Genomic DNA, 25400 nt, shown 5'->3' with positions numbered 1-25400 from the left:
TGTTAGTGGGCGACTGCTGCAGCGCCGTGTTCGTCGATCAACGCACCGCTGTGGAAACGGTCGATGGAGAAAGGTGCGGCCAGTGGGTGCATTTCACCCTTGGCCAGGCTTGCGGCAAATACGTTGCCCGAGCCAGGTGTAGCCTTGAAGCCACCGGTGCCCCAACCGCAGTTGAAGAACATGTTCGGTACCGGGGTTTTCGAAATGATCGGGCAGGCATCCGGCGTGGTGTCGACGATGCCGCCCCACTGACGGTTCATGCGTACCCGCGACAGCACCGGGAACATCTCGACGATGGCCTGGATGGTGTGTTCGATCACCGGGTACGAACCACGCTGGCCGTAGCCGTTGTAGCCGTCGATACCGGCGCCGATCACCAGGTCGCCCTTGTCGGACTGGCTGATGTAACCGTGTACGGCGTTGGACATGATCACGCTGTCGATAATTGGCTTGATCGGCTCGGACACCAGCGCTTGCAGCGGGTGGGATTCGATCGGCAGGCGGAAACCGGCGAGCTTGGCCATGTGCCCGGAGTTACCGGCGGTCACGACGCCGACGCGCTTGGCGCCGATGAAGCCCTTGTTGGTTTCAACGCCGATGCACACGCCGTTTTCCTTGCGGAAACCGATCACTTCGGTCTGCTGGATCAGGTCCACGCCCAATGCATCGGCGGCCCGGGCAAAGCCCCAGGCCACGGCATCGTGACGGGCCACGCCGCCGCGACGCTGGACGGTGGCGCCCATCACCGGGTAGCGGGTGTTCTTGGAGCAGTCGAGGTACGGAATCTCGTCGGCAACCTGTTTGGCATCGAGCAGCTCACCGTCCACGCCGTTGAGGCGGTTGGCACTGACCCGACGCTCGGAATCACGGATGTCCTGCAGGGTGTGGCACAGGTTGTAGACGCCGCGCTGGGAGAACATCACGTTGTAGTTCAGGTCCTGGGACAGGCCTTCCCACAGTTTCATCGCGTGTTCGTACAGGTGCGCCGACTCGTCCCACAGGTAGTTGGAGCGAACGATGGTGGTGTTGCGCGCGGTGTTACCGCCGCCCAGCCAGCCTTTCTCGACCACGGCCACGTTGGTGATGCCGTGTTCCTTGGCCAGGTAGTAGGCCGTGGCCAGACCATGCCCGCCACCACCGACGATGACCACGTCGTAGACCTTTTTAGGGGTCGGCGTGCGCCACATTTTCTGCCAGTTTTCATGATGGCTGAGAGAGTGTTTGAAGAGGCCGAAGCCCGAGTAGCGTTGCATAGTCATTTACTCCAAAACCGCACTCAGCGATAAACCGGGAAGTCCGCGCACAGGGCTGCCACTTGCTCGGCGACATTGGCCTCGACATCGGCGTCGCCGAGGTTGTCGAGGATGTCGCAGATCCAGCCGGCCAGCGTGACGCACTGGGTCACCTTGAAGCCGCGAGTGGTGACCGCCGGGGTACCGATGCGCAGGCCAGAGGTCACGAACGGCGACTGTGGATCGTTCGGGACAGCGTTCTTGTTCACAGTGATGTGGGCGCGACCGAGTGCTGCATCCGCCTCTTTGCCGGTGAGGCCCTGACGGATCAGGCTGACCAGGAACAGGTGGTTATCGGTACCGCCGGACACTACATCGTAGCCGCGTTTGATAAACACGCCGGCCATGGCCTGGGCGTTGTCGATCACTTGCTGCTGATAAGCCTTGAAGCCAGGCTCCAGCGCTTCCTTGAAGCACACCGCCTTACCGGCGATCACGTGCATCAGCGGGCCGCCCTGGGCACCGGGGAAAACTGCCGCGTTGAGCTTCTTCTCGATTTCTTCGTTGGACTTGGCCAGGATCAGGCCACCACGCGGACCGCGCAGGGTCTTGTGGGTAGTGGTGGTGACCACATCGGCGTAAGGCAGCGGGTTCGGGTACAGACCAGCGGCAACCAGACCGGCCACGTGGGCCATGTCGACGAACAGCAGTGCACCGACCTTGTCGGCGATCTGGCGGAAGCGCGGGAAGTCGAGGGTCTTGGAGTAGGCCGAGAAGCCGGCAACGATCATCTTCGGCTTGTGCTCGACGGCCAGGCGCTCGACTTCGTCGTAATCGATCAGGCCGGTGTTGGTGTCGATGCCGTACTGCACGGCGTTGTACAACTTGCCCGAGGACGACACTTTGGCGCCGTGGGTCAGGTGACCGCCGTGGGCCAGGCTCATGCCGAGAATGGTGTCGCCGGCTTGCAGCAGGGCCAGGTATACGGCGCTATTGGCCGAGGAGCCGGAGTGCGGCTGGACGTTGGCGTAATCGGCGCCGAACAGTTGCTTGGCGCGCTCGATGGCCAGGGCTTCAACCTTGTCCACATGCTCGCAGCCACCGTAGTAGCGTTTACCCGGATAGCCTTCGGCGTATTTGTTGGTCAGGCCACTGCCTTGCGCTTCCATGACGCGTTTGCTGGTGTAGTTCTCTGACGCGATCAGCTCGATGTGATCTTCCTGGCGTTGCTCCTCGGCATTCATCGCCGCCAGCAGTGCATCGTCGTAACCCTGGATCTGGTCTTGCTTGCTGAACATCGCGTCTCTCCCAGCGGCGGCGGTGCGCCATTCGTCTCGGTGAGGCACTGGCTTTTCGGCAGTGCCCTTTGGTAGCGATGGTATGACTGGCTTGGAGTCGTCAAATGCCTACGGGCGCCACGCAAAGGTGCGTTTACGACATGGGAAGAAAAGGCTGGCCTGAGGATATCTCTGTGGCGAGGGGGCTTGCCCCCGTTCGGCTGCGAAGCAGTCGCGGTTTCAGCAGGTGCGGTTTATCTGAAAAACTGCCTTTTAAGCGTTTGGGGCCGCTACGCAGCCCAACGGGGGCAAGCCCCCTCGCCACAAAAGCAGGGTCAGGCGATAACCTGTCGCACTGCGAGCAACAGCAAAAAATGCAAGGGATAGAGCGCATACGCCCAGCGCCGCATCGGTGGTGGTTTTACGCCCTTTGCATGTCGCAACAAGAACAGCCCGAGCCATGGCGCAATCAGGCACGTGACGATGGCCGGAATTGCCGCGACATTGCCCAGGCGAGTGGCGTAATACAGCACCTGCCACTGATTGGCCGCCAGGCATACCAACCCCGCCAACAGCGCGAAATACCAGGGCCGTTGCGGTACCGGCAGCATCGCCAGCGGCAACAGAACGCCAAAGAAACCGAACATCAATCGCTGGGAGAAAAACCCTGCCAGCAGCAACGCGCCGACGGCCAGCAGGCGCGACGCAAGCACCGGCTGCTGCCAGCCACGAATCACCAGCAAGCCCAGGGCAAGGGTGGGCAGCACGTTCAAGGTGTCGGGATTGTGAATATACATCCGGTAAGGAATTTCACTCACCGCGCTAAACAGCAACAACCAGCCCAGATAGCGCCATTGCCCACCGTCCACCACAACAGGCTTTCGTGACAGATTGGCCGCCATTGCCAGGCAGAACCACGGGAATGCCAGCCGCCCCGGCACATACAACAGATCGGCGGAATAACCGACATATCGCAGGTGATCGAGCACCATGCTTAAAAGCGCCAGCCACTTGAGCAGATCCAGTGCCCCGTCGCGCTGCTTTAAGTGCATGGTCTTGTGCATCGTCACGTGCATAATTGCCCTTCGACTGTGTATGTTCCCGACAGCGACATCCTGTGCGCTCCACCTGACGATCTTGGGTACAGTGCGCACCCTCATTGACCACGGGACGCTTCACCATAGGCATCTCGACCACGGAAGCAGGCCATGACCGACAAGAGCCAACAATTCGCCAGCGACAACTATTCCGGCATCTGCCCTGAAGCCTGGGCAGCCATGGAGCAGGCCAACCACGGCCACCAGCGCGCATACGGCGACGACGAGTGGACCGCCCGCGCCTCCGACGGATTCCGCAAACTGTTCGAAACCGACTGCGAAGTGTTTTTTGCCTTCAACGGCACCGCCGCCAACTCGCTGGCGCTGTCGTCGTTGTGCCAGAGTTACCACAGCGTGATCTGCTCGGAAACCGCCCACGTCGAAACCGACGAATGCGGCGCCCCGGAATTCTTCTCCAACGGCTCCAAACTGCTGATCGCCCGTACTGAAAACGGCAAGTTGACCCCGGAATCGATCCGCGAGGTCGCGCTCAAGCGCCAGGACATCCACTACCCGAAACCCCGTGTGGTGACCCTGACCCAGGCCACCGAAGTCGGCAGCGTCTACACCCCGGACGAAATCCGCGCCATCAGCGCCACCTGCAAGGAACTGGGCCTGAACCTGCACATGGATGGCGCACGATTCTCCAACGCCTGCGCCTTCCTCGGCTGCACCCCGGCTGACCTGACCTGGAAGGCCGGCGTCGACGTGCTGTGCTTCGGCGGCACGAAAAACGGCATGGCCGTGGGCGAGGCGATTCTGTTCTTCAACCACAAACTGGCCGAAGACTTCGATTACCGCTGCAAACAGGCCGGGCAGCTTGCTTCAAAAATGCGCTTCCTGTCGGCGCCGTGGGTCGGGATCCTGGAAAACGACGCCTGGCTCAAATACGCCAACCACGCCAACCACTGCGCGCAATTGCTGGCTGAACTGGTCAGCGACATCCCCGGCGTGGAGCTGATGTTCCCGGTACAGGCCAACGGCGTGTTCCTGCAACTGTCGGAACCGGCCATCGCCGCACTGACCGCCAAGGGCTGGCGTTTCTACACCTTCATCGGCAATGGCGGCGCACGCTTCATGTGCTCGTGGGACACCGAGCAAGAGCGCGTGCGTGAATTGGCGAAGGACATTCGCGAAGTGATGTCTCACTAACACTCTAAACCCTGTGGGAGCGAGCTTGCTCGCGATGAGGTCAGCACATCCAGCATTGATGTCGACTGACACTCCGCTATCGCGAGCAAGCTCGCTCCCACAGGGTGTACCCACCTCTACGTCCGCACCTGAAGACTTCGTCTACATTGTTTGTCGAGCCTTTGCTCACATAACAACAATCAGGAGCGTACGCATGTCATTGCAAGGCAAAACCCTGTTCATCACCGGCGCCAGCCGCGGCATTGGTCGTGAGATTGCGCTGCGCGCCGCACGCGACGGGGCCAACATTGTGATCGCCGCCAAAAGCGCCGCCCCCCACCCCAAGCTGCCGGGCACGATTTTCAGCGTGGCCCAGGAAGTCGAAGCCGCAGGCGGCAAGGCACTGGCCCTGCAAGTGGATGTGCGCGATGAAGATGCCGTGCATCAGGCCCTGGCCCAGGCCAACGAACATTTCGGTGGCATCGATGCACTGATCAACAATGCCGGGGCGATCAAGCTCACCGGGGTTCAACACCTCGAACTCAAGCGTTTTGACCTGATGCACCAGATCAACACCCGCGCCGTATTGCTGTGCAGCCAGGCAGCGTTGCCGTACCTGAAGAAGTCCAGCGGCCATATCCTCAACCTCTCGCCGCCGCTGAACCTGGCCGCCAAGTGGTTCGCCCAATACAGCCCCTATACCGTGACCAAGTACGGCATGAGCATGCTGACCCTGGGCATGAGCGAGGAATTCAGGAATTACGGGATCAGCGTCAACTCGCTATGGCCACAGACGATGATCGCCACCGCTGCCATCGAGTTTCAGTTGGGGTCGAGGGAATCGTTCAAGCATGCGCGCCTGCCTGCGATCATGGCGGATGCGGCGCATGTGATTCTGAGCAGCGCAAACCGCAGCCTGACCGGGCGCTTGCTGATTGATGAGGAGATTCTGCGGGAAAGCGGTGTGACGGAGTTCGAACACTATCGGTTCGCGCCGGACAGCAACGACAAGCTGATGACCGACTTGTTTATCGACTAAACACCCTCCCCTGTAGGAGCGAGCCTGCTCGCGATGAACCTGAGAACACCGCGGGGGGTCAGGTTGTCAGCGTTATCGTTGACGTCCATCGCGAGCAGGCTCGCTCCTACAGGGACTATTGCGCAACCATTAGAATTCGATGCGCACGTCGCCTTTAGGCACGCTGCAGCACGAAAGAATGAACCCTTCTGCTTCGTCTTCCTCGGTGATCCCGCCGTTGTGGTCCATTTCCACTTCACCACCCAGCTTCAACACCTTGCAGGTGCCGCAGATACCCATGCCGCACGCTTTCGGAATCATCAGGCCGACCTTGGCCGCCGCCGCATGCACGGTCTCGCCCGGGGCCACACGAATGCTCTTGCCGGACGCCGTGAACTCCACCTGGTGCAGATCCGCCACGTCGACTTCCGGTGCCTCGGCCGCTTGCTCGGCGTGTTCCACGGCGTCGGCGCGCGCCTCTGGCGGGGTCGCACCGAAGGATTCTTCGTGATAACGCGACATGTCGAAGCCAGCGGCTTCCAGCAAGCGCTTGACCGCATTCATATACGGTGTCGGGCCGCAGCAGAACACTTCGCGCTCAAGGAAGTCCGGCGCCATCAATTCAAGCATTCTGTGGTTCAGGTAACCGCGATAACCGGCCCAGGGCTCACCCATACCGTGCTTCTCGCAGATCAGGTGCAGGCTGAAGTTGTCGATCCGCGACGCCATGTGTTCCAGCTCACGGTGGTAAATGATGTCTTTGGGCGAACGGGCGCTGTGGATAAACACCATGTCGACATTGCCGTTGGTGTCGTAGAACCAGCGCGCCATGGACATGACCGGCGTGATACCGACGCCGCCGCTGAGGTAAAGCACCTTTGGCGCGGTGAAGTCCATGGCATTGAACAGCCCGACCGGTCCGTGCACCGCCAGCTCCTGGCCTTCGTGCAGGGTGTCGTGCAGCCAGTTGGAGACCTTGCCACCCGGTACGCGCTTGATGGTCACCGAAAAGCTGTACGGCACCGATGGCGAGCTGGAAATGGTGTACGAACGCATGATCGGCTGGCCTTCAATCTCCAGCTCCAGGGTGACAAACTGCCCCGGTTTGAAGAAGAACATGATCGGCTGATCGGCCATGAAGCAGAAGGTGCGCACATCCCAGGTTTCCTGGATGACTTTGACGCAACGGACGATGTGCCGACCATTGGCCCAGGTCTGGGTGGTTACCGGATTCAGGAAACTATTGGACATGCTGATCTCCACGGCCGACTGCCGGCCTTCATGTTGGCGATTCTGCGTATAGCGCAGATCACCCATTTACCTATCTGCGACATTGACATGCTTATCGCGACCAGCCCCCAACGACTGGGGCTTGCGCGTCGGGAACAGATTGCACCATGTCGCCCATGGATAAGGTTCTGGCCTGCGCCGGCCCCACACTCGCCCCATACCAAGACACATTCTTTACACCTTGCGTAGCAACCCTGATCAGCCACTTTCGCGGCCACGCAGATGGCCTTGAGGAAATACACGATGGACGTCACTACTACCCTGAGCCTGGGCGATCCGCTGGAACCCGCACGCAAGGCCACCGCGCAGATGCTGCAAGAGCGCGAGCGCACGTTCTCGCTGCCGCAGCCGTTTTACTCCGACGAGCGCCTGTTTGATATCGACATGCAGGAAATCTTTCAGAAAGAGTGGTTGATCGCCGGCATGACCTGCGAGATCCCTACCAAGGGCAACTACCTGACCCTGCAGATCGGCAAGAACCCGATCATCGTGATCCGTGGCGCCGAAGGCGTGGTGCACGCGTTCCACAACGTCTGCCGTCACCGTGGCTCGCGCCTGTGCACAAGCGACAAGGGCAAGGTCGCCAAGCTGGTTTGCCACTATCACCAGTGGACCTACGAACTCGACGGCCGCCTGCTGTTCGCCGGCACCGAAATGGGCGCCGACTTCGACATGAACCAGTACGGCCTCAAGCCGGTGAACGTGAAGACCGCTGGCGGCTACATCTTCATCAGCCTGGCGGAGAACCCGCCGGCCATCGATGACTTCCTGTCGACGCTCAACCACTACATGGAACCGTACGACATGGAGAACACCAAGGTGGCGGTGCAAACCACCTTGATGGAAAAGGCCAACTGGAAACTGGTGCTGGAAAACAACCGCGAGTGCTACCACTGCAACGCGTCGCACCCGGAACTGTTGAAAACCCTGCTGGAGTGGGACGACGTCACCGACCCGCGCGCCGACCAGGCCTTCAAGGACCACGTAGCCGCCTCCGCCGCTGCCTGGGAAGCCGAGAAGATCCCTTACGCCCACGCCAGCTTCGGCCTGCGCAACCGCATCGTGCGCATGCCGCTGCTCAAGGGCACCGTGTCGATGACCATGGACGGCAAGCAGGGCTGTGCCAAGCTGATGGGCCGCATCAAGAACCCTGACCTGGGCTCGATGCGCATCCTGCACCTGCCGCACTCCTGGAACCACTGCATGGGCGACCACATCATCGTGTTCACCGTGTGGCCGATCAGCGCTCAGGAAACCATGGTCACCACCAAGTGGATCGTGCACAAGGACGCGGTCGAAGGCGTGGACTACGACGTGGAGCGCATGCGCCAGGTCTGGGACGCCACCAACGACCAGGACCGTCGCCTGGCCGAAGAAAACCAGCGCGGCATCAACTCCACCGCGTACCAGCCTGGTCCGTACTCCAAGACCTATGAGTTCGGTGTGGTGAACTTTGTGGACTGGTACAGCGAGCGCCTGCTGAGCAACTTGGGTGCCGAGCCTGCGCCTTACCTCAAAGGGGTTCCGGTTCAAGGCTAAAGCATGCCCCTGTAGGAGCGAGCTTACTCGCGAAAAATCCAGGGGCACCGCTGGTCATCTGTCTTTTCGCGTCATCGTTCACGACCATCGCGAGCAAGCTCGCTCCTACAAGGGGCTTGCTCGCAACAGGTTTTCTCCCCGCTACACATTCCTCTATCTTTAGAACTGTACGAAATATGATCTATTTCGTTCAGAGCTATGCTGCGCACGCCTCCCAGCCTTCCGCAAACAAGTTATCCACATCTCCACCCACAGCTATTGGGGACAACTGTGGAAAGACTGCAAAATCTCTTCACAAAAACCAAAGAAAAAACGTGACTTATCCAGAAGCATGCTTCCACTGGCGCACTGGTCATTTTTTAACCAGAAGCCTGAAAGTCACGGACTGCAAGGCTTTCAGAGGATGGCAAACACCTTATCCACAGAAGCGCCAACAGACTTTGGGGTTAACTTCGCAAGGGCTGTGGAAAACCGCTAAAACCCGCAGGAACTCGGCGTTTGCGCGGAGGTTCACGGCGCCAAACGGGCTTTTGATCATTTTATGATCAAAAGCCTACACGCCGCTGTTTATAAGGCCTGCAGCCGATAGCAAACATCTTATCCACAGAAGCGCCAACAGAGATTGGGGGCAAGTCTGCATCAGCAGCAGCACATATCCCCTTGAAAAAGCATGGAAAAACCACGAGCCAGGCTGGGTGTTTTTTGATCGACGCCATGCAAGGCTTGATTTGTATGGGGTGTGGCGAGGGGCGAACATGTTATCCACAGAACCACCAACAGGGATTGTGGGTAACCGTCCAAGCTGTTCAGACTCTATTGAGGCATGAGCGACCTGAATCGAGATCCAGGTTCAATTCAAAGTCTTTGAAGGCGCGCCATCCGAGTAATATCGACGGCACGTATTGTCCGTCCACCAACGACGGCGGGATGGTAAAGCCCGGGTAGTATTTGTAGCTGACCACCAAGGTGTCGCCTTGCAGGGCCAATACGCCGGTGAAGCGTTGAAAGTGCTTATTGTCGCCGTTGTAAACGTTCGAGCCTCCCGGTGTCAGCGCCTGCGCCACGCTGACGTGCCTGCCGGGCGACGCGGCCGTCAGGTAGTCGACATTTCCCGTATCGATGATGGCTTGCGTTGTCCGACGATCCAGCTGTGCGGCAACTACCAGCCGTTGGTTGAGATCCAGGCGGCTCAAGACAATTGGCGCATCACAGCGCCGGGCAGGTGGCGGATTAAGCTCCAGTGTTCTCCTGGTTATCTTCAAGCGCCCCAGCTTGCTGATCAGATCCAGCCCCAACAAATTATCCCGGTCGCTGACAAAGACCAGGACGTTCCTGAACTCACGGGTGCCGACTCTCAGTGACCCAAGAATTCCCAACCTCGCAGCCAGGCCCCTTTCGCCATAAAACGTGCTGTAACGATAATGAGCATCGGGCAACATCCTGATGCCCATCTGTTTCGCAGTCTCGATATTGACCCGGGTTTGCGGTGCCCCCGTGTCCAGTACAAAACGCGCCGAGACTCCGTTGGCCGCGCCGACCTCGATAAATGGCAGCGCCTGTTCAGCGATGTGGAAGTCATTGGCATACGGATGGAGCTGCAGCACCTCATGTCGCGCAGATCCCTTGACCGAGAAATTGCCAGCCCTCGTCAGAATAGCCAGTGATTCGCTGCCAAACATGGAGAACAGGGCATTCAGGTCGGCATCGACCGCAATCGCCCGGGCATGCTTGCCCTTGATGGCCAGATAGTATTCAGGGATTTGGTTGGCGGCCTTGGCTTCGAGCATTCTGGCCAGGACCGTCACTGAACAGCTGAGGTGCTTATCGGCATCCAGTACCTTGTCGCACTGCTGCCGTAGCTGCGCCAGAGACGCGTCGCGCCCCTGCCCGGTCTCCAGCCATTGATAAAAGTCCTGATCAGCCACGGGCACGTTTGCCGGGACAGCAGACAGCAAGCCGGTGGATATCCACAGGGTCGATGCAAAAAGCGCCGGAAGAGCGAAAGTCTTCATGTTCAAGCCAGTCATAAAAACCGGATTTCATGAGTCAGCGCTGAACGTCTGAAAACTCCCGAAAGCGTGTCGCACTCTTGATCAGCGCATAGAAAACTGTAGCTCACCGCCCTCGTCAACGTGGGACGAGGGCGCGTGGCGTTGTGGATAACCTTCGCTGGTTAGAACCCCCGCAGATTCAGGGCCTGTGCATAAGATAGGCGTCACCGGTGACGCGGATCATGGGATGAGGGGTGACCTGGCAGGTTTTGATGATCTCGAAACCGTGCCGCTCGTAAAAGCGCCGGGCGCCGGTGTTGGCGGCATAGTCGATCAGGCTCAGGCCATTGAGCCCCAGTTGGTCGGCACGTTCTTGAGCATGGGCGAGAAACTGCACGCCCAGGCCCCTGTTGCGCCAGCCCTCGTGCAGGGCAAGGCTGGAGATATAGAGCGTGTCGGGCACTTCCATGTCGGCGTAAGGCGCCAGTACCGGGTCAGTCGTCGGCTCCGCCAGTGGATCGTGGCGCATCACGTAGCTGTGCATCATGCCAATGACCTGGCCACCGGCCTCGGCAATCAGGCAATTCTGGTAGGAGAAATCCACGTCGTCCCGGGCATACCGAATGGTGCCGACGTCCAACAGATCCTGGCCGGGCTCTGCGATCTGGCTCCAGATGTAGTCTGAAGCGCCTTCGGATGAAATCTGGAACAACCGCGCAATCTCACGCGCATCCGCGCGGACTGCCGAACGAAATTCAACTGTCATTGTTTCCCCGTGAATTCTGGTAATGCAGGCATCCGGTGGGACCAGTGTTAGCGTTCACCGAAGATCAAAGTTGTAGGAGCGAGCCTGCTCGCGAAAAACCTGAGGACACCACAGTCATTCAGGCATCCCGCGTCATCGTTAACCACCATCGCGAGCAGGCTCGCTCCTACAGGAGATCTGCGCTGAAACCGGGTTAGCGGACCACACCTTCCTCAATCAGCAGCTTGAGGATCGCTTCTGCCCCCGCTTGCGCCGTAACGCCTTTGAGCACTTGCCCACCGCCACCGCTGGCCTTGGCCGTCGCGGCTTTCATGCGATCGGCGCCGCTCTTGGCCTTGATTACCTTAAGGCGCTTGGGCCGTGGCTTGGCCGGCTGCAGGGTGGCGACCGCGAGCAGTTCATCGTCGATGACCTCGACGTCCTGTGCTTGCAGCACGCCGCGTCGGGCCGGGCCGTAGGCACTCTGCCGTGGCTTGGGCGCGGCGTTATCCACAGTCGCCAGGAACGGCAAGCGAACCTTCAAGCGACGACGCTGACCACGCGGCAACGCTTGCAGCACTAGCGCCGAACCGCCATCGATGGACTCGACATGCGCCAACCCCACCACCAGCGGCCAGCCCAGGTTTTCAGCGAGGAGGAATGGCAACATGCCCGATCCTTCGCCGGTTTCCGCCTGGCTGCCGGTCAACACCACCTGGGCTCCGGCATCGCGCAGATAATCGGTCAGCGCCGGCAGCGCGTCGCCGCCTTGTGGTTGTTCCAGCACGTGCAGTTGTTCCAGGCCCATGCCCAGATACGCGCGCAATGCAGGCTCGGTGATGTCGCCGGCATGCAGCACCTGCAAGTTATCCCCAGCCAATTGCAGGCCCAGTTCCACCGCCCGCGCATCCTGTTCCGCGCGACGCGGCCGACCGGACGTCGGGTGGGCGCCGATGGACACCAGGCTGATGATTTTCGTGCTCATAACCCTTTCCTTCCCTTAAGCCGCATCGCGCTTGGCGTCGTTGCGGTAAACCGCTACCGCATCGATCAAGGCTTGAAGAATCTCGGCACTTTCGCCAATCACCGACAGGTCGGCCCGTTTGATCATGTCGCAGCCAGGGTCGAGGTTGATCGCCACCACCTTATCGCAGGCACCAATACCTTGCAGGTGCTGGATCGCCCCGGAAATCCCCACCGCCACATAGACCCGTGCGGTGACCCAGGTGCCGGACGCCCCGACCTGACGGTCGCGGGCCATGAAGCCGTCGTCCACCGCCACCCGCGATGCGCCTTCGGTCGCGCCGAGGGCTTCGGCGGTCCTGTGGAAAAGTCCCCAGTCCTTGACCCCGTTGCCGCCGGAGAAAATGAACTCGGCTTCAGCCATGGGGATTGCCGCCGGATCGACGGCCACTGCGCCCAGATCTTCGATCCGCGACAGGCTGCGTGCCACGGTTGTGGATAACTCCACGGGCAGCGCTTCGTGACGGGTTTCGCTGACCGGCTCGGCGCACTCGGCAGCCGCCAGAATCAGTCGCGCCAGCGGACGGGCAAGGTCTTGCAGGCCAGCACCGGCGCGGCCGATGCACTCCTGATCCTTGACTTGCCAGACCCGCGTGGCCGGGCGTTCGCCCAGTGCTGCGGCAAAACGTCGGCCGAGTTCGCCACCGCCACTGCGGCTATCCGGCAGCAACCAGTGATGCGGGCTGAACTGGTTATCCACAGCCCGCAGGCCCTGGACCCGTTGTTCCGGTGCATAACCGCTGAATTCTTCGCCTTCCAGCACCAACAGGCGGTCGACGCCCGCCGTGGCGAAAGCGTTTTCCTTGTGTTCGCCGAACACCACGGCCAGCACTGCACCGTCCTTGCCGGCCAGTTGATGAGCCAGGCCCAGCAGGTCGCGGTCGTGGCTGCTCAAGCGGCCGCCGACCATGTCCGGCACCACGCTGATGTAAAACGCTGGCGCGGCCACCTGATGCAGCGGCAATTGCACTTCGACGGCAGCCGAGCGTTTGGTCGCCCCGCCCTGCTGTGCGCCACTGCGGTCAATGCGCTTGATGCCGTTGGGGCCAATGAAACCGACGCCATGGGGATTCTTGCGGATGACGCCGTTAGGCCCCATCCAGCTGTGCTGCGCTGGCTGCATGGCCGCGTGCAGCGGGTGCAGACGGTTGCGGGCGATCCATTCGGCGCGAGGGTCGCGGCGGATAATGTCACTCATCAATGCACCTCCGCAGGTTCACGTTTGGCCGGTGCCGAAGGCTTTCCCGGCGCGGCGTCTTCAAGCAACGCGTCCGCCACCAGCTCGGCAATGTCCTTGATCAGCGGCCTGGGTTCGACCACGCCTTCGAGCATCGCCGTGCACTGTGGACAACCCACGGCCACCAGTTCGGCGCCGGTTTCGCGGATGTCTTCCATGCGCATGTCGGGAATGCGTTGCTTGCCAGGGATGTCGGTGATCGGCGCGCCACCACCACCGCCGCAGCAGCGGGAGCGGAAACCGGAGCGTTGCATTTCTTTCACTTCAATCCCGAGCGCGCGCAGAACCTGGCGCGGTGCCTCGTATTCGCCGTTGTAACGGCCGAGGTAGCACGGATCGTGATAGGTCACGCTGTCGCCTTTGTGCTGGCCAAGATTGAGCGCACCAGCATCGATGATTTCTGCCATGTAGGTGCTGTGGTGCTGCACCAGGTAGTTACCATCGAAGGCGCCGTACTCGTTTTTCAGCACGTGGAAACTGTGCGGATCGCAGGTGACGATACGGTTGAAACTGTATTTGGCCAGAGTCTGGATGTTGCGCTTGGCCAACAGCTGGAAGGTTGCTTCGTCGCCCAGGCGCCGGGCCACGTCACCGCTGTCGCGCTCTTCGAGGCCGAGCACGGCGAAGTCGATTTTCGCCGCCTTGAGCACTTTGACGAAGGCGCGCAGGGTGCGCTGGTTACGCATGTCGAAGGCGCCGTCGCCGACCCAGAACAGCACGTCGGTGGATTTCTTTTCGCTGAGCAGGTTGAGGTTCAGGTCCGCTGCCCAGTTCATCCGCCCGCCCGGCGCGAAACCGCCAGGGTTGTCGGTGGCAATCAGGTTTTCCAGGACTTCGGCACCCTTGTTCGGGGTCGCGCCTTTTTCCAGGGTCAGATGACGGCGCATGTCGACGATGGCATCGACGTGCTCGATCATCATCGGGCATTCCTCGACGCAAGCGCGGCAGGTGGTGCACGACCACAGCGTCTCGGCATCTACCAAACCGTTGACGATTGGCTGATGCGGATTGCCCGCGTGTTCGCCAATGGCTTTGCCTGGATACGGGCTACCGGCGAACTTGGCATCGGTGCCACCGGCCAGGCCGACGACCATGTCCTGAATCAGTTTTTTCGGGTTCAGCGGCTGACCGGCGGCGAAGGCCGGGCACGCTGCTTCGCATTTACCGCACTGGACGCAGGCGTCGAAGCCGAGCAACTGGTTCCAGGTGAAATCCTTGGGTTTTTCCACACCCAGTGGCGCGGTCAGGTCGCTAAGATCCAGCGGTTTCAACCCTGTGGAACGACCACCACCAAAGCGTTCGGCGCGGCGGTGCCAAGCCAGGTGCAAGGCACCGGCAAAGGCGTGTTTCATCGGCCCGCCCCAGGTCATGCCAAAGAACAGTTCCGACACGCCCCACAACACGCCAACCCCGAGAATCGCCGCCAACAGCCAGCCACCGAAATTTTCCGGCAGGATGCCCGCCACCGGCAGGGTCAACAGGAAGAACGAGGCCGAAAACGCCAGCAGGCTTTTCGGCAGGCGCATCCACGGGCCTTTCGACAGGCGCGACGGCGGATTGCGCCGACGCAGGTAAACGAAGATCGCACCAACGAACATCACCGCCGACATCAGCAGCAACGCATAGCCGAGGAAGCGGTTATGCAGGCCGAAACCATGCACCAGAATCGCCAGCACGATGGACGCCACCGCACCGCCAGCCGTGGCGACGTGGGTGTTGGCAATGTATTTGTCCCGCGCTACCACATGGTGCAAGTCGACCATGTAGCGCTTGGGCATGGCGAACAGGCCGCCGATCAGGTCGACCTTGGAGGCTCGGCCCCGGCGCCACATGGCCACCCGCCGCAACGCGCCCAGGACACCAAGGCCCAGGGCGGCGAACAACAGGATTGGAAGAAGGGTGTTCAACATGGTGAAGCTCCCAAAGACCTCGGGCTTAACTACCTGGATACCTTGCTCGACTCCCTGTAGGAGCGAGCTTGCTCGCGATGGGCGTTAACGATGACGCGTGCGGTCTGGAAGAACGCGGCGCCTTCAAATTCATCGCGAGCGAGCTCGCTCCTACACAGGGTTATGTGCAAGCCGTTAGAAATCCTTGCACAGCCGCAGCGCGTCGTAGATCGCCGCGTGCACGTTACGCTGGGCCACGCAGTCGCCGATGCGGAACAGCAGGTAGCCGTCGCCGCTCTGTTCCAGGCAAGGTTGCGGCTTGATCGCGAACAAGGCTTCGACGTCGATCTGGCCTTTGTTGCGCGAGCCTTCCTTCAGCGCGTAGTAGATTTCTTCGTCCGGACGCACGCCGTTTTCCACGACCACCTGGTCAACCACCCGCTCCTCTTTGGCGCCGGTGTATTCGTTTTCCAGTACCGCTACGAGCTTGTCGCCTTCGCGGTAGACCTTCTCCAGCATCATGTCGCCGGTCATGATCACTTCTTTCGGATACATGCTGCGGTAGTAAGTCGGGAACGACGTACCGCCAATCGCCACACCAGGCTTGATGTCGTCGGTCACGATCTCGACCTGGCTGCCCTTGTCGGCGAGGAAGTCGGCGGTCGACATGCCGGTGAACTCGCAAATGGTGTCGTAGACCAGCACGTTCTTGCCCGGTGCCACCTTGCCATCGAGGATGTCCCAGCTGCTGACCACCAGGCCTTCAGCCGCGCCCCAGTGTTCGTTCTGCTCGATGAACGGATGACCGCCGACGGCCAGCACCACCACGTCCGGACGCAGGTCCATGATGGTTGGCGCGTCAGCCGCGGTGCCCAGGCGCAGGTCGACTTTCAACCGCGCCAGTTCCAGTTGATACCAGCGGGTGATACCGGCGATCTGGTCCCGTTGCGGGGCTTTCGATGCGGTGGTGATCTGCCCGCCGATGAATTCCTTTTTCTCGAACAGGGTCACATCGTGGCCACGCTCGGCGGCCACGCGGGCGGCTTCCATCCCGGCAGGACCGGCGCCGACCACCACCACCTTGCGTTTCACGCCAGTGGTTTTTTCGATGATGTGCGGCAGTCCCATGTATTCACGAGAAGTCGCGGCGTTCTGAATGCACAGCACATCCAGACCCTGATACTGACGGTCGATGCAGTAGTTGGCACCGACGCATTGTTTGATCTGGTCGATCTGGCCCATTTTGATCTTGGCGATCAGGTGCGGGTCGGCGATGTGCGCGCGGGTCATGCCGACCATGTCGACGTAACCGCCTTCCAGGATACGTGTGGCCTGGTTAGGGTCCTTGATGTTCTGCGCGTGCAGCACTGGAACCTTGACCACTTCCTTGATGCCGGCAGCCAGATGCAGGAACGGTTCCGGCGGATAACTCATGTTCGGAATCACGTTGGCCAGGGTGTTGTGGGTGTCGCAACCCGAACCCACGACGCCGATGAAGTCGAGCATGCCGGTATCGTCGTAATACTTGGCGATCTGCTTCATGTCTTCGTGGGATAGACCATCCGGGTGGAACTCGTCACCGCAGATGCGCATGCCCACGCAGAAATCGTCACCGACCTCGGCGCGTACGGCTTTCAAGACTTCCAGACCGAACTTCATGCGGCCTTCGAAGGTGCCGCCCCATTCGTCGGTACGCTTGTTGACCCGTGGGCTCCAGAACTGGTCGATCATGTGCTGATGCACCGCCGACAGTTCGACACCGTCCAGGCCACCGGCCTTGGCGCGGCGGGCCGCTTGAGCGTAGTTGCCGATCACCCGCCAGATCTCTTCCGGCTCGATGGTTTTGCAAGTGGCACGGTGCACCGGCTCGCGCACGCCTGACGGCGACATCAGCGTCGGCCAGTTGAAACCGTCCCAACGCGAGCGGCGGCCCATGTGGGTAATCTGGATCATGATCTTGGCGCCGTGCTTGTGCATGGCGTCGGCAAGATTCTGGAAGTGCGGAATGATGCGGTCGGTGGACAGGTTCACCGAACTCCACCATTCCTGCGGGCTGTCGATGGCCACCACGGACGAACCGCCGCAAATCGCCAGGCCGATACCGCCCTTGGCTTTCTCTTCGTAATACTTGACGTACCGGTCAGTGGTCATGCCGCCGTCGGTGGCATAGACCTCGGCGTGCGCGGTGCTGAGCACGCGGTTGCGGATGGTCAGTTTGCCGATCTGGATCGGCTGGAACATTGCTTCGAAAGCCATGGCGGGTTCCTCGACTTACAACGGCTTGACGGTGAACAAGCCGTCTTCGTGGCCCTCTTCGGAGCCACCGTAGACTTGTTCGGCCACGGTGCGGATCTTGCTGCCGCGAGCGGCGAGGATCTGATCCATGGCCCCTGCAAACCAGCCAGTGAACATGTAGTCGACCTTGCGCCCGACCTTGCCGTACACGTAGACGAATGCCGAGTGTTCGAGCTTGACGCTGGCGGTGCCTTTGTCGAGGTCGATGTCCTGGATCTTGAACAGGCCCCAGCCGCGCTGCGACAGGCGCTTCATGTAGTGCTCGAACACCGCGACACCTTCCAGGCCGTGGCATTCGGCTTCTTTTTCACACCAGTGCCAGGCGGACTTGTAGCCGGCCTTGTAGAGGATTTCGGCATAGGCTTCAGCGCCCAGCACTTCCTCGATGCCCATGTGGTTGTTGACGAAGAAATGGCGCGGCACGTACAGCATCGGCAGGGCGTCGGAGGTCCAGACACCGGTTTCGCTGTCGACTTCGATTGGCAATTGCGGGGCGATCTTGGCCATGGAAACTTAACTCCAGAAAAATTTTGGTGTTGCCCCCGGCGCGGGCGGCCGGGGGAAAGGATTCAGAGGTGCGGCGGCTTATTCGCCCCAGACATCTTTCAAGACGTTGACCCAGTTCTCGCCCATGATCTTGCGTACCACGCGCTCGGAGTGGCCGCGCTTGAGCAGGGTCTCGGTCAGGTTCGGGAACTCGCCCACGGTGCGGATGCCCAGCGGGTTGATGATCTTGCCGAAACTGGTCAGGCGGCGGGCGTAGCCCTTGTCGTGGGTCAGGTATTCGAAGAAGTCCTGGCCATGGCCCTGGGTGAAGTCGGTGCCGATGCCGATGGCGTCTTCGCCGACGATGTTCATCACGTACTCGATGGCTTCGGCGTAGTCGTCGATGGTCGAATCGATGCCCTTGGCCAGGAACGGCGCGAACATGGTCACGCCGACAAAGCCGCCGTGGTCGGCGATGAACTTCAGTTCTTCATCGGACTTGTTGCGCGGGTGCTCTTTGAGCCCCGATGGCAGGCAGTGGGAGTAGCAGACCGGTTTCTTCGACTCGAGGATGACTTCTTCGGAAGTCTTGGAACCGACGTGGGACAGGTCGCACATCACACCAACGCGGTTCATCTCGGCGACGATTTCGCGACCGAAGCCCGACAGGCCGCCGTCACGCTCGTAACAGCCGGTGCCCACCAGGTTCTGGGTGTTGTAGCACATCTGCACAATGCCGACGCCGAGTTGCTTGAACACCTCGACATAGCCGATCTGGTCTTCGAAGGCGTGAGCGTTCTGGAAGCCGAACAGGATGCCGGTCTTGCCCTGCTCCTTGGCTTTACGGATGTCGGCGGTGGTGCGCACCGGGATCACCAGGTCGCTGTTCTCGCGAATCAGCTTCTGGCTCGCGGCGATGTTGTTGACGGTGGCCTGAAAGCCCTCCCACACCGACACGGTGCAGTTAGCCGCCGTCAGACCGCCCTTGCGCATGTCTTCGAACAGTTCACGGTTCCACTTGGCGATAATCAGCCCGTCGATAACGATGCTGTCGGCGTGCAATTCGGCTGGGCTCATCAGGCTGTCCCCTTGTTAGCGATTCATGCGCCGAATCGTGTGCCGGCGCTTTGGGGCCAGCATATGCCTCGGTGCAGGGGCAGCCGGGTGCAAAAACGACAGGGGGTTTGCCGAAAGCGTCAATCCGCGACAAAGGGTCGTCGCCAGGCACAATCATCGACCTGTTCAAGGCCCCTGGCTTGGGCCAGAATTCGCCGCATCACTGGATGCTTCACTGGACAAGAGCGGCGACGATAATGAAATCGATCATTCTGGCAATGGCACTGATTGCGACCGGCGTACACGCAGCGGAGGTAGCCGACGACAACCCGTGCGACAAAGTCGAAAACGACATCCAGACCCTCGAGTGCTCGGCCTTCAGCAAAACCTCCGCCGAAGACCTGCTCAAGGAAAACCTCCAGGGCCTGACCGAGCGCATGCAGTCGCAATACGGCAAAAACCCGTCGCAACTGGCCGACATCACCGCCAAGATCAAAGCCGCCCAACAGCAATGGCTGAAGACCCGCGACGCAGACTGCGCCGTCGAAGCCTTCCCGGCCACCAACGGCAGCAAGGCGCTCACCATTGCCCAGAACGATTGCATTGCACGGATGAGCGACGAGCGGTCGGAGTTTTTGGAGTCGATTGGGCAGGAGTGATCCGTTCCCCAGCCAGCTTGAGCTGTAAGCTGCACACCCTCTGTCACTAATGGGATTGAACATGAAAGTCTGCGGCATCGAAATCAAAGGCAGCGAAGCGATCATCGCCGTGGCCACGCTGGACAGTCAGGCGCTGAGCCATGTCGCGCTCGCCACCAAGAAAATTGCCCTGGACGATGACGACGAGGCCGCCAACGTCAAAGTATTCGCCGCTCAGGTCGCTTCGTTTGTCCGTGAGAATTCCATCGACCGCATTGCGATCAAGAAACGCAGCAAGAAAGGCGAGTTCGCTGGCGGGCCGACCACGTTCAAGATCGAGGGAGTTTTCCAGTTGCTGGAGAATTGCGAGGTGACCTTGCTGTCGCCGCAGACCATCAATGCCCAAGCCAAAAAGCACAATTTCGAGCTGCCTGGAACGCTGAACAAGTATCAGCATGAAGCTTACAAGGCTGCGTGTTCGGCATTGGTGAAGAAGTAAATAAACTTCCGGAACACCAATAACCTGTGGGAGCGAGCTTGCTCGCGATGGCGGTAAGGCAGTCGACATCTATGTTGAATGTGCCGACCTCATCGCGAGCAAGCTCGCTCCCACAGGTTTCTCGGGTGATTATGCCTTGGCGGTGCGTCGATCCTCCCGCGGACACCGCTCATATTTCGCCCGATAACTGCGGGTGAAATACGACGGCGATTCAAACCCGCAGGCAATGCTCACTTCCAGCACGCTCATGTCGGTCTGGCGTAGCAACTGCCGGGCCTTTTCCAGCCTTAATCGCAAGTAGAAATTGCTCGGCGTGTCGTTCAGATGCAGGCGAAACAGGCGCTCCAGCTGCCGCCGCGTCACCTTGATCGATTCCGCCAGTTCCAGCGTGCTCAGCGGCGGTTCGCTGTGCTGCTCCATCTCGCCGATCACGTGAACCAGCTTCTTGTTGCTGATGCCATAACGGGTGGCGACTTCCATGCGCTGATGGTCTTTGCGCGGGCGGATGCGGCCAAGCACGAATTGCTCGCTGACCTGGATCGCCAGCTCCGGGCCATGGGCCTGGGCGATCAGATCCAGCATTAAATCAATAGAGGCGGTGCCGCCAGCAGAGGTGATGCGACGGCGGTCGATCTCGAACAGTTCCTGGGTAACGCTGAGCTGTGGATAAGATTCCTTGAACGCGTCGATGGCTTCCCAGTGCAGGGTCAGGCGATGGCCGTCGAGCAAACCCGCCTCGGCGAGGATGAAGCTGCCGGTGTCGATGCCGCCGAGAGTCACGCCTTCGTGGTCCAGGCGGCGCAGCCAGTGTTCCAGCGCCGGGGTGGTGAACTTCAGGGGCTCGAACCCGGCCACCACCAGCAGCGTCACGCCTTTTTTCAACGGCTCCAGCGCCGCATCGGCGTTGACCGACATGCCGTTGCTCGCCAGCACCGCCCCGCCATCGGCGCTCAGCACATGCCAGCGATACAGCTCGCCACGAAAGCGATTGGCCACCCGTAACGGCTCGATGGCCGAGATAAATCCGATGGCCGAGAAACCCGGCATCAACAAGAAGTAGAAATCCTGGGACATGGAGCGCACTCGATTGGCAGGTAGCTAGAGGGCGAGGAGCGTGAGGACGTTGATACGCCTGTTGCTCGCGGCATTCAAGAGCACAGGTCGCTGCAGTGCAAGAGTCGGTCGCCGCAGTGCGCTTTCATGGGCGCTTAGCTGCGTAACTTGGCATCACCGGCGCATCAGACACCGGAACTCACAATAAACGAACTGCCGAGGAACCCGAGATGAAACGACTGATCAGCAGCTGTGTTCTTGCACTCAGTGGTACCGCTTTGCTGAGCGCCAGTGTCATGGCCGCCGAACCCGCCGCGTGCCAGAACGTGCGCATGGGTGTAGTGAACTGGACCGACGTGATCGCCACCAGTGCCATGACCCAGGTATTGCTCGACGGCCTCGGCTACAGCACCAAACAAACCAGCGCCTCCCAGCAAATCATCTTCGCCGGGATCCGCGACCAGCGTCTGGACCTGTTCCTCGGTTACTGGAACCCGCTGATGACCCAGACCATCACCCCGTTCGTCGACGCCAAGCAGGTCAAGGTGCTTGATGCGCCAAGCCTGCAGGACGCCCGCGCGACCCTCGCCGTGCCGACCTACCTCGCCGACAAGGGCCTGAAAACCTTCGCTGACATCGCCAAATTCGAAAAAGAACTGGGCGGCAAAATCTACGGCATCGAGCCTGGCTCGGGCGCCAACACCCAGATCAAGGCGATGATCTCCAAGAACCAGTTCGGCCTCGGCAAGTTCCAGCTGGTCGAATCCAGCGAAGCCGGCATGCTCGCCGCCGTGGATCGCGCCGTGCGTCGCAACGAAGCCGTGGTGTTCTTCGGCTGGGCGCCGCATCCGATGAACGTCAACGTGAAAATGACCTACCTCACCGGCAGTGAAAACGCCCTTGGGCCGGACGAAGGCAAGGCCACCGTGTGGACCGTCACCGCACCGACATACGCCGAACAATGCCCGAACATCGGTCGCCTGCTGAGCAACCTGACGTTCACCGCCGAAGACGAGAGTCGGATGATGCAGCCGCTGCTGGATCACAAGGACGCTTTCGAGTCGGCCAAACAATGGATCAAGGATCACCCGCAGGACAAAAAGCGCTGGCTTGAAGGCGTCACCACCTTCGATGGCAAACCGGCTGCTGAAAACCTGCAACTGACCAGTAAATAAACCGAATGAACCACCGACTCGCAGCCCCAACGGGCTGCGAACGGGATCACCACGCCCGGCCAAAACCAAAAACTCGCCTGTAAGGAACCGCCTCATGAACCACGACGTCATCATCACCTGCGCACTCACCGGTGCTGGCGACACGACCGCCAAGAGCCCGCACGTGCCGGTCACCCCGAAACAAATCGCGGCCGCCGCCGTGGAAGCCGCCAAGGCCGGTGCCACCGTGGTTCACTGCCATGTGCGCGACCCGCAAACCGGCAAGTTCAGCCGTGACGTGGCGCTGTATCGCGAAGTGATGGAGCGCATCCGCGAGGCGGACGTGGACATCATCGTCAACCTCACCGCCGGCATGGGCGGCGACCTGGAAATCGGCGCCGGCGAGAACCCGATGGAATTCGGCCCGAATACCGACCTGGTCGGCCCGCTGACCCGCCTGGCCCACGTCGAAGAACTGCTGCCGGAAATCTGCACCCTCGACTGCGGCACCCTGAACTTCGGCGACGGCGACACCATTTACGTCTCCACCCCGGCCCAACTGCGCGCTGGCGCCAAACGCATCCAGGAACTGGGCGTTAAAGCCGAGCTGGAGATCTTCGACACCGGCCACCTGTGGTTCGCCAAGCAGATGATCAAGGAAGGCCTGCTCGACAACCCGTTGTTCCAGCTATGCCTGGGCATCCCTTGGGGTGCACCGGCGGACACCACCACCATGAAAGCCATGGTCGACAACCTGCCGGCCGACGCGGTCTGGGCCGGTTTCGGTATCGGTCGCATGCAGATGCCGATGGCGGCACAAGCAGTGTTGCTCGGCGGCAACGTGCGAGTCGGGCTGGAAGACAACCTGTGGCTGGACAAGGGCGTACTGGCGACCAACGGCCAACTGGTCGAGCGCGCCACGGAAATCCTCAGCCGCCTCGGTGCCCGCGTCCTGACCCCGGCTGAAGGCCGAGCAAAAATGGGCCTGACCAAGCGCGGTTGACCCTTACACACTTTCCCCCTGTGGGAGCGAGCCTGCTCGCGATGACGTCGGTACATCCGAAGCATCATCTGCGGCAGGAATACCGCCATCGCGAGCAGGCTCGCTCCCACAGTTTTTTTTCCGAGCCAAATTCAGGAAATCGCCATGAGCTTTATCACCGAAATCAAAACCTTCGCAGCGTTAGGCAGCGGTGTCATTGGCAGCGGTTGGGTATCCCGCGCCCTCGCCCATGGCCTGGATGTAGTGGCCTGGGACCCGGCCCCCGGTGCCGAAGCGGCCCTGCGCAAGCGTGTCGCCAACGCTTGGGGCGCGCTGGAAAAACAAGGTTTGGCACCGGGTGCATCGCAGGATCGCCTGCGTTTTGTCGCGACCATCGAAGAGTGCGTGCGCGATGCCGATTTCATCCAGGAGAGCGCCCCGGAACGGCTGGAGCTGAAACTGGACCTGCACAGCAAAATCAGTGCGGCAGCCAAGCCCAATGCGTTGATCGGCTCCAGCACCTCTGGCCTGTTGCCGAGCGAGTTCTACGAGAGTTCGACGCACCCGGAACGCTGTGTGGTCGGTCACCCGTTCAACCCGGTTTACCTGCTGCCACTGGTGGAAGTGGTCGGCGGTAAAAACACCGCCCCTGAAGCGGTGCAAGCGGCCATGAAGGTCTATGAGTCCCTGGGGATGCGCCCGCTGCACGTGCGCAAGGAAGTGCCGGGTTTCATCGCCGACCGCCTGCTCGAAGCACTGTGGCGTGAGGCGCTGCACCTGGTCAACGACGGCGTGGCGACCACCGGTGAGATCGACGATGCAATCCGCTTCGGCGCCGGCTTGCGTTGGTCGTTCATGGGCACGTTCCTGACTTACACCCTGGCCGGCGGCGATGCCGGCATGCGTCACTTCATGGCGCAGTTCGGCCCGGCGTTGCAATTGCCGTGGACCTACCTGCCGGCGCCGGAGCTGACCGACAAACTGATCGATGATGTGGTCGATGGCACCAGCGATCAACTGGGTAAACACAGCATTTCGGCGCTGGAGCGCTATCGTGATGACTGCCTGCTGGCGGTGCTGGAGGCGGTGAAGACCACCAAAGAGAAGCATGGGATGGCCTTCAGCGAGTAAGCCCAAGCTTTGGGGCCAGCAGTGCTGACCCCATCGCGAGCAAGCTCGCTCCCACATTTGATCGCAGGTGTCTGATACAACTCGGTCACCTGTGGGAGCGAGCTTGCTCGCGATAGCGGCAGTCCGGTCACCACACAAATTGGATCAGAAACCATGCCCACCCTCACCACCTACCAAACCACCATCATCCCCGACTGGGTCGACTACAACGGCCACCTGCGCGACGCCTTCTACCTGCTGATTTTCAGCTACGCCACCGATGCCCTGATGGATCGCCTGGGCCTGGACAGCAACAGCCGCGAGGCCAGCGGCAACTCGCTGTTCACCCTCGAACTGCACCTCAATTACCTGCACGAGGTGAAGCTCGACGCCCAGGTCGAAGTGCACACCCAAATCATCGCCCACGACAACAAGCGCGTGCACCTCTATCACAGCCTGCATCTGGTGGGTGATGCCCGGGAACTGGCTGGCAATGAACAGATGCTGCTGCACGTGGACCTCGCCGGGCCGCGTTCGGCACCGTTCAGCGAGCAGTCCTTGAGCCAGCTGCAAGCCATCGTCGCCGAACAGGCGGACCTGCCAGCGCCCGAGTACATTGGCCGAGTGATCGCATTACCCCCAAAAAAATAACAAGGAG

Annotated in this window: 22 protein-coding genes; 9 read left to right on the top strand and 13 right to left on the bottom strand. The window is 60.7% G+C overall.

Going from position 1 to position 25400, the window contains the following annotated elements:
* Positions 1-2: 2 nt before the first annotated feature.
* The 3 genes from KW840_RS06870 to KW840_RS06860 form a co-directional block, all read right to left on the bottom strand.
* Positions 3-1253, bottom strand: coding sequence for a sarcosine oxidase subunit beta (locus KW840_RS06870; protein WP_007907561.1), 1251 nt, complete (start codon positions 1251-1253; stop codon positions 3-5).
* A gap of 23 nt (positions 1254-1276) precedes the next feature.
* Positions 1277-2530: a serine hydroxymethyltransferase gene (gene glyA / locus KW840_RS06865; RefSeq protein ID WP_057712999.1), complete on the bottom strand. Its 1254-nt coding sequence runs from the start codon at positions 2528-2530 to the stop codon at positions 1277-1279.
* A gap of 314 nt (positions 2531-2844) precedes the next feature.
* On the bottom strand, positions 2845-3585 hold the full coding sequence (locus KW840_RS06860) for a TraX family protein (protein WP_256353205.1): 741 nt from the start codon (positions 3583-3585) through the stop codon (positions 2845-2847).
* Between the two features lie 132 nt (positions 3586-3717).
* Between KW840_RS06860 and KW840_RS06855 the strand changes: the two genes are divergently transcribed.
* Together KW840_RS06855 and KW840_RS06850 are read left to right on the top strand one after the other, a co-directional pair.
* A complete protein-coding gene (locus KW840_RS06855; protein WP_090451829.1) occupies positions 3718-4758 on the top strand; it encodes a low specificity L-threonine aldolase in 1041 nt (346 codons plus the stop codon).
* Positions 4759-4951: 193 nt separating this feature from the next.
* Entirely contained in the window at positions 4952-5776 is an 825-nt protein-coding gene (locus KW840_RS06850) for an NAD(P)-dependent oxidoreductase (protein ID WP_057712997.1), read from the top strand.
* A gap of 129 nt (positions 5777-5905) precedes the next feature.
* Here the strand turns inward: KW840_RS06850 and gbcB are convergent, their stop codons facing one another.
* Positions 5906-7006: a glycine-betaine demethylase subunit GbcB gene (gene gbcB / locus KW840_RS06845; protein WP_090451831.1), complete on the bottom strand. Its 1101-nt coding sequence runs from the start codon at positions 7004-7006 to the stop codon at positions 5906-5908.
* Between the two features lie 282 nt (positions 7007-7288).
* Between gbcB and gbcA the strand changes: the two genes are divergently transcribed.
* Positions 7289-8584: a glycine-betaine demethylase subunit GbcA gene (gene gbcA, locus KW840_RS06840; RefSeq protein WP_057712996.1), complete on the top strand. Its 1296-nt coding sequence runs from the start codon at positions 7289-7291 to the stop codon at positions 8582-8584.
* Positions 8585-9390: 806 nt separating this feature from the next.
* Here the strand turns inward: gbcA and KW840_RS06835 are convergent.
* From KW840_RS06835 to KW840_RS06800, 8 genes are all read right to left on the bottom strand, one after another.
* Positions 9391-10596 (bottom strand): retropepsin-like aspartic protease, encoded by a 1206-nt coding sequence (locus KW840_RS06835; RefSeq protein WP_256353204.1) that lies wholly within the window; start codon positions 10594-10596, stop codon positions 9391-9393.
* Positions 10597-10774: 178 nt separating this feature from the next.
* The gene (locus tag KW840_RS06830; protein ID WP_218494731.1) at positions 10775-11341 is read right to left on the bottom strand and encodes a GNAT family N-acetyltransferase; all 567 of its coding nucleotides are present in this window, start codon (positions 11339-11341) and stop codon (positions 10775-10777) included.
* Positions 11342-11534: 193 nt separating this feature from the next.
* Positions 11535-12305 carry an electron transfer flavoprotein subunit beta gene (locus KW840_RS06825; RefSeq protein WP_218494730.1) on the bottom strand — a complete coding sequence of 257 codons (771 nt, stop codon included), beginning with the start codon at positions 12303-12305 and terminating at the stop codon, positions 11535-11537.
* A gap of 15 nt (positions 12306-12320) precedes the next feature.
* Positions 12321-13541 carry an electron transfer flavoprotein subunit alpha/FixB family protein gene (locus KW840_RS06820; protein ID WP_218494729.1) on the bottom strand — a complete coding sequence of 407 codons (1221 nt, stop codon included), beginning with the start codon at positions 13539-13541 and terminating at the stop codon, positions 12321-12323.
* Positions 13541-15490 (bottom strand): dimethylglycine demethylation protein DgcB, encoded by a 1950-nt coding sequence (gene dgcB, locus KW840_RS06815; RefSeq protein ID WP_057712991.1) that lies wholly within the window; start codon positions 15488-15490, stop codon positions 13541-13543. The genes KW840_RS06820 and dgcB overlap by 1 nt, the downstream gene beginning before the upstream one ends.
* A gap of 174 nt (positions 15491-15664) precedes the next feature.
* The gene (gene dgcA / locus KW840_RS06810; protein WP_057712990.1) at positions 15665-17725 is read right to left on the bottom strand and encodes a dimethylglycine demethylation protein DgcA; all 2061 of its coding nucleotides are present in this window, start codon (positions 17723-17725) and stop codon (positions 15665-15667) included.
* Between the two features lie 15 nt (positions 17726-17740).
* On the bottom strand, positions 17741-18271 hold the full coding sequence (locus KW840_RS06805; protein WP_008048169.1) for a DUF5943 domain-containing protein: 531 nt from the start codon (positions 18269-18271) through the stop codon (positions 17741-17743).
* A 78-nt stretch (positions 18272-18349) separates the two neighbouring features.
* Positions 18350-19327: a dipeptidase gene (locus KW840_RS06800; protein ID WP_032829497.1), complete on the bottom strand. Its 978-nt coding sequence runs from the start codon at positions 19325-19327 to the stop codon at positions 18350-18352.
* Between the two features lie 236 nt (positions 19328-19563).
* Here KW840_RS06800 and KW840_RS06795 point away from each other — a divergent pair, with 236 nt between their 5' ends.
* Both KW840_RS06795 and KW840_RS06790 read left to right on the top strand, forming a co-directional pair.
* Positions 19564-19965, top strand: coding sequence for a lysozyme inhibitor LprI family protein (locus tag KW840_RS06795; RefSeq protein WP_218494728.1), 402 nt, complete (start codon positions 19564-19566; stop codon positions 19963-19965).
* 61 nt (positions 19966-20026) lie between these two features.
* Positions 20027-20443, top strand: coding sequence for a DUF3010 family protein (locus KW840_RS06790; RefSeq protein WP_057716545.1), 417 nt, complete (start codon positions 20027-20029; stop codon positions 20441-20443).
* Between the two features lie 129 nt (positions 20444-20572).
* Here KW840_RS06790 and KW840_RS06785 read toward each other — a convergent pair whose 3' ends face one another.
* The gene (locus tag KW840_RS06785; RefSeq protein WP_057712988.1) at positions 20573-21517 is read right to left on the bottom strand and encodes a GlxA family transcriptional regulator; all 945 of its coding nucleotides are present in this window, start codon (positions 21515-21517) and stop codon (positions 20573-20575) included.
* 209 nt (positions 21518-21726) lie between these two features.
* Between KW840_RS06785 and KW840_RS06780 the strand changes: the two genes are divergently transcribed.
* The 4 genes from KW840_RS06780 to KW840_RS06765 all read left to right on the top strand — a co-directional run bounded on the left by KW840_RS06780 (position 21727) and on the right by KW840_RS06765 (position 25393).
* On the top strand, positions 21727-22671 hold the full coding sequence (locus KW840_RS06780; RefSeq protein WP_057712987.1) for a choline ABC transporter substrate-binding protein: 945 nt from the start codon (positions 21727-21729) through the stop codon (positions 22669-22671).
* Between the two features lie 94 nt (positions 22672-22765).
* A complete protein-coding gene (locus KW840_RS06775) occupies positions 22766-23653 on the top strand; it encodes a 3-keto-5-aminohexanoate cleavage protein (protein WP_007994462.1) in 888 nt (295 codons plus the stop codon).
* A gap of 144 nt (positions 23654-23797) precedes the next feature.
* Complete coding sequence (locus KW840_RS06770) at positions 23798-24763, top strand: L-carnitine dehydrogenase (RefSeq protein WP_090451847.1); 966 nt, start codon at positions 23798-23800, stop codon at positions 24761-24763.
* A gap of 153 nt (positions 24764-24916) precedes the next feature.
* Positions 24917-25393: a thioesterase family protein gene (locus tag KW840_RS06765; RefSeq protein WP_057712984.1), complete on the top strand. Its 477-nt coding sequence runs from the start codon at positions 24917-24919 to the stop codon at positions 25391-25393.
* Positions 25394-25400 lie beyond the last annotated feature (7 nt).

Source organism: Pseudomonas sp. PDM30 (genome assembly GCF_019218985.1).
GTDB lineage: Bacteria > Pseudomonadota > Gammaproteobacteria > Pseudomonadales > Pseudomonadaceae > Aquipseudomonas > Aquipseudomonas jessenii.
This window is presented reverse-complemented; position numbering and strand designations above follow the sequence as displayed.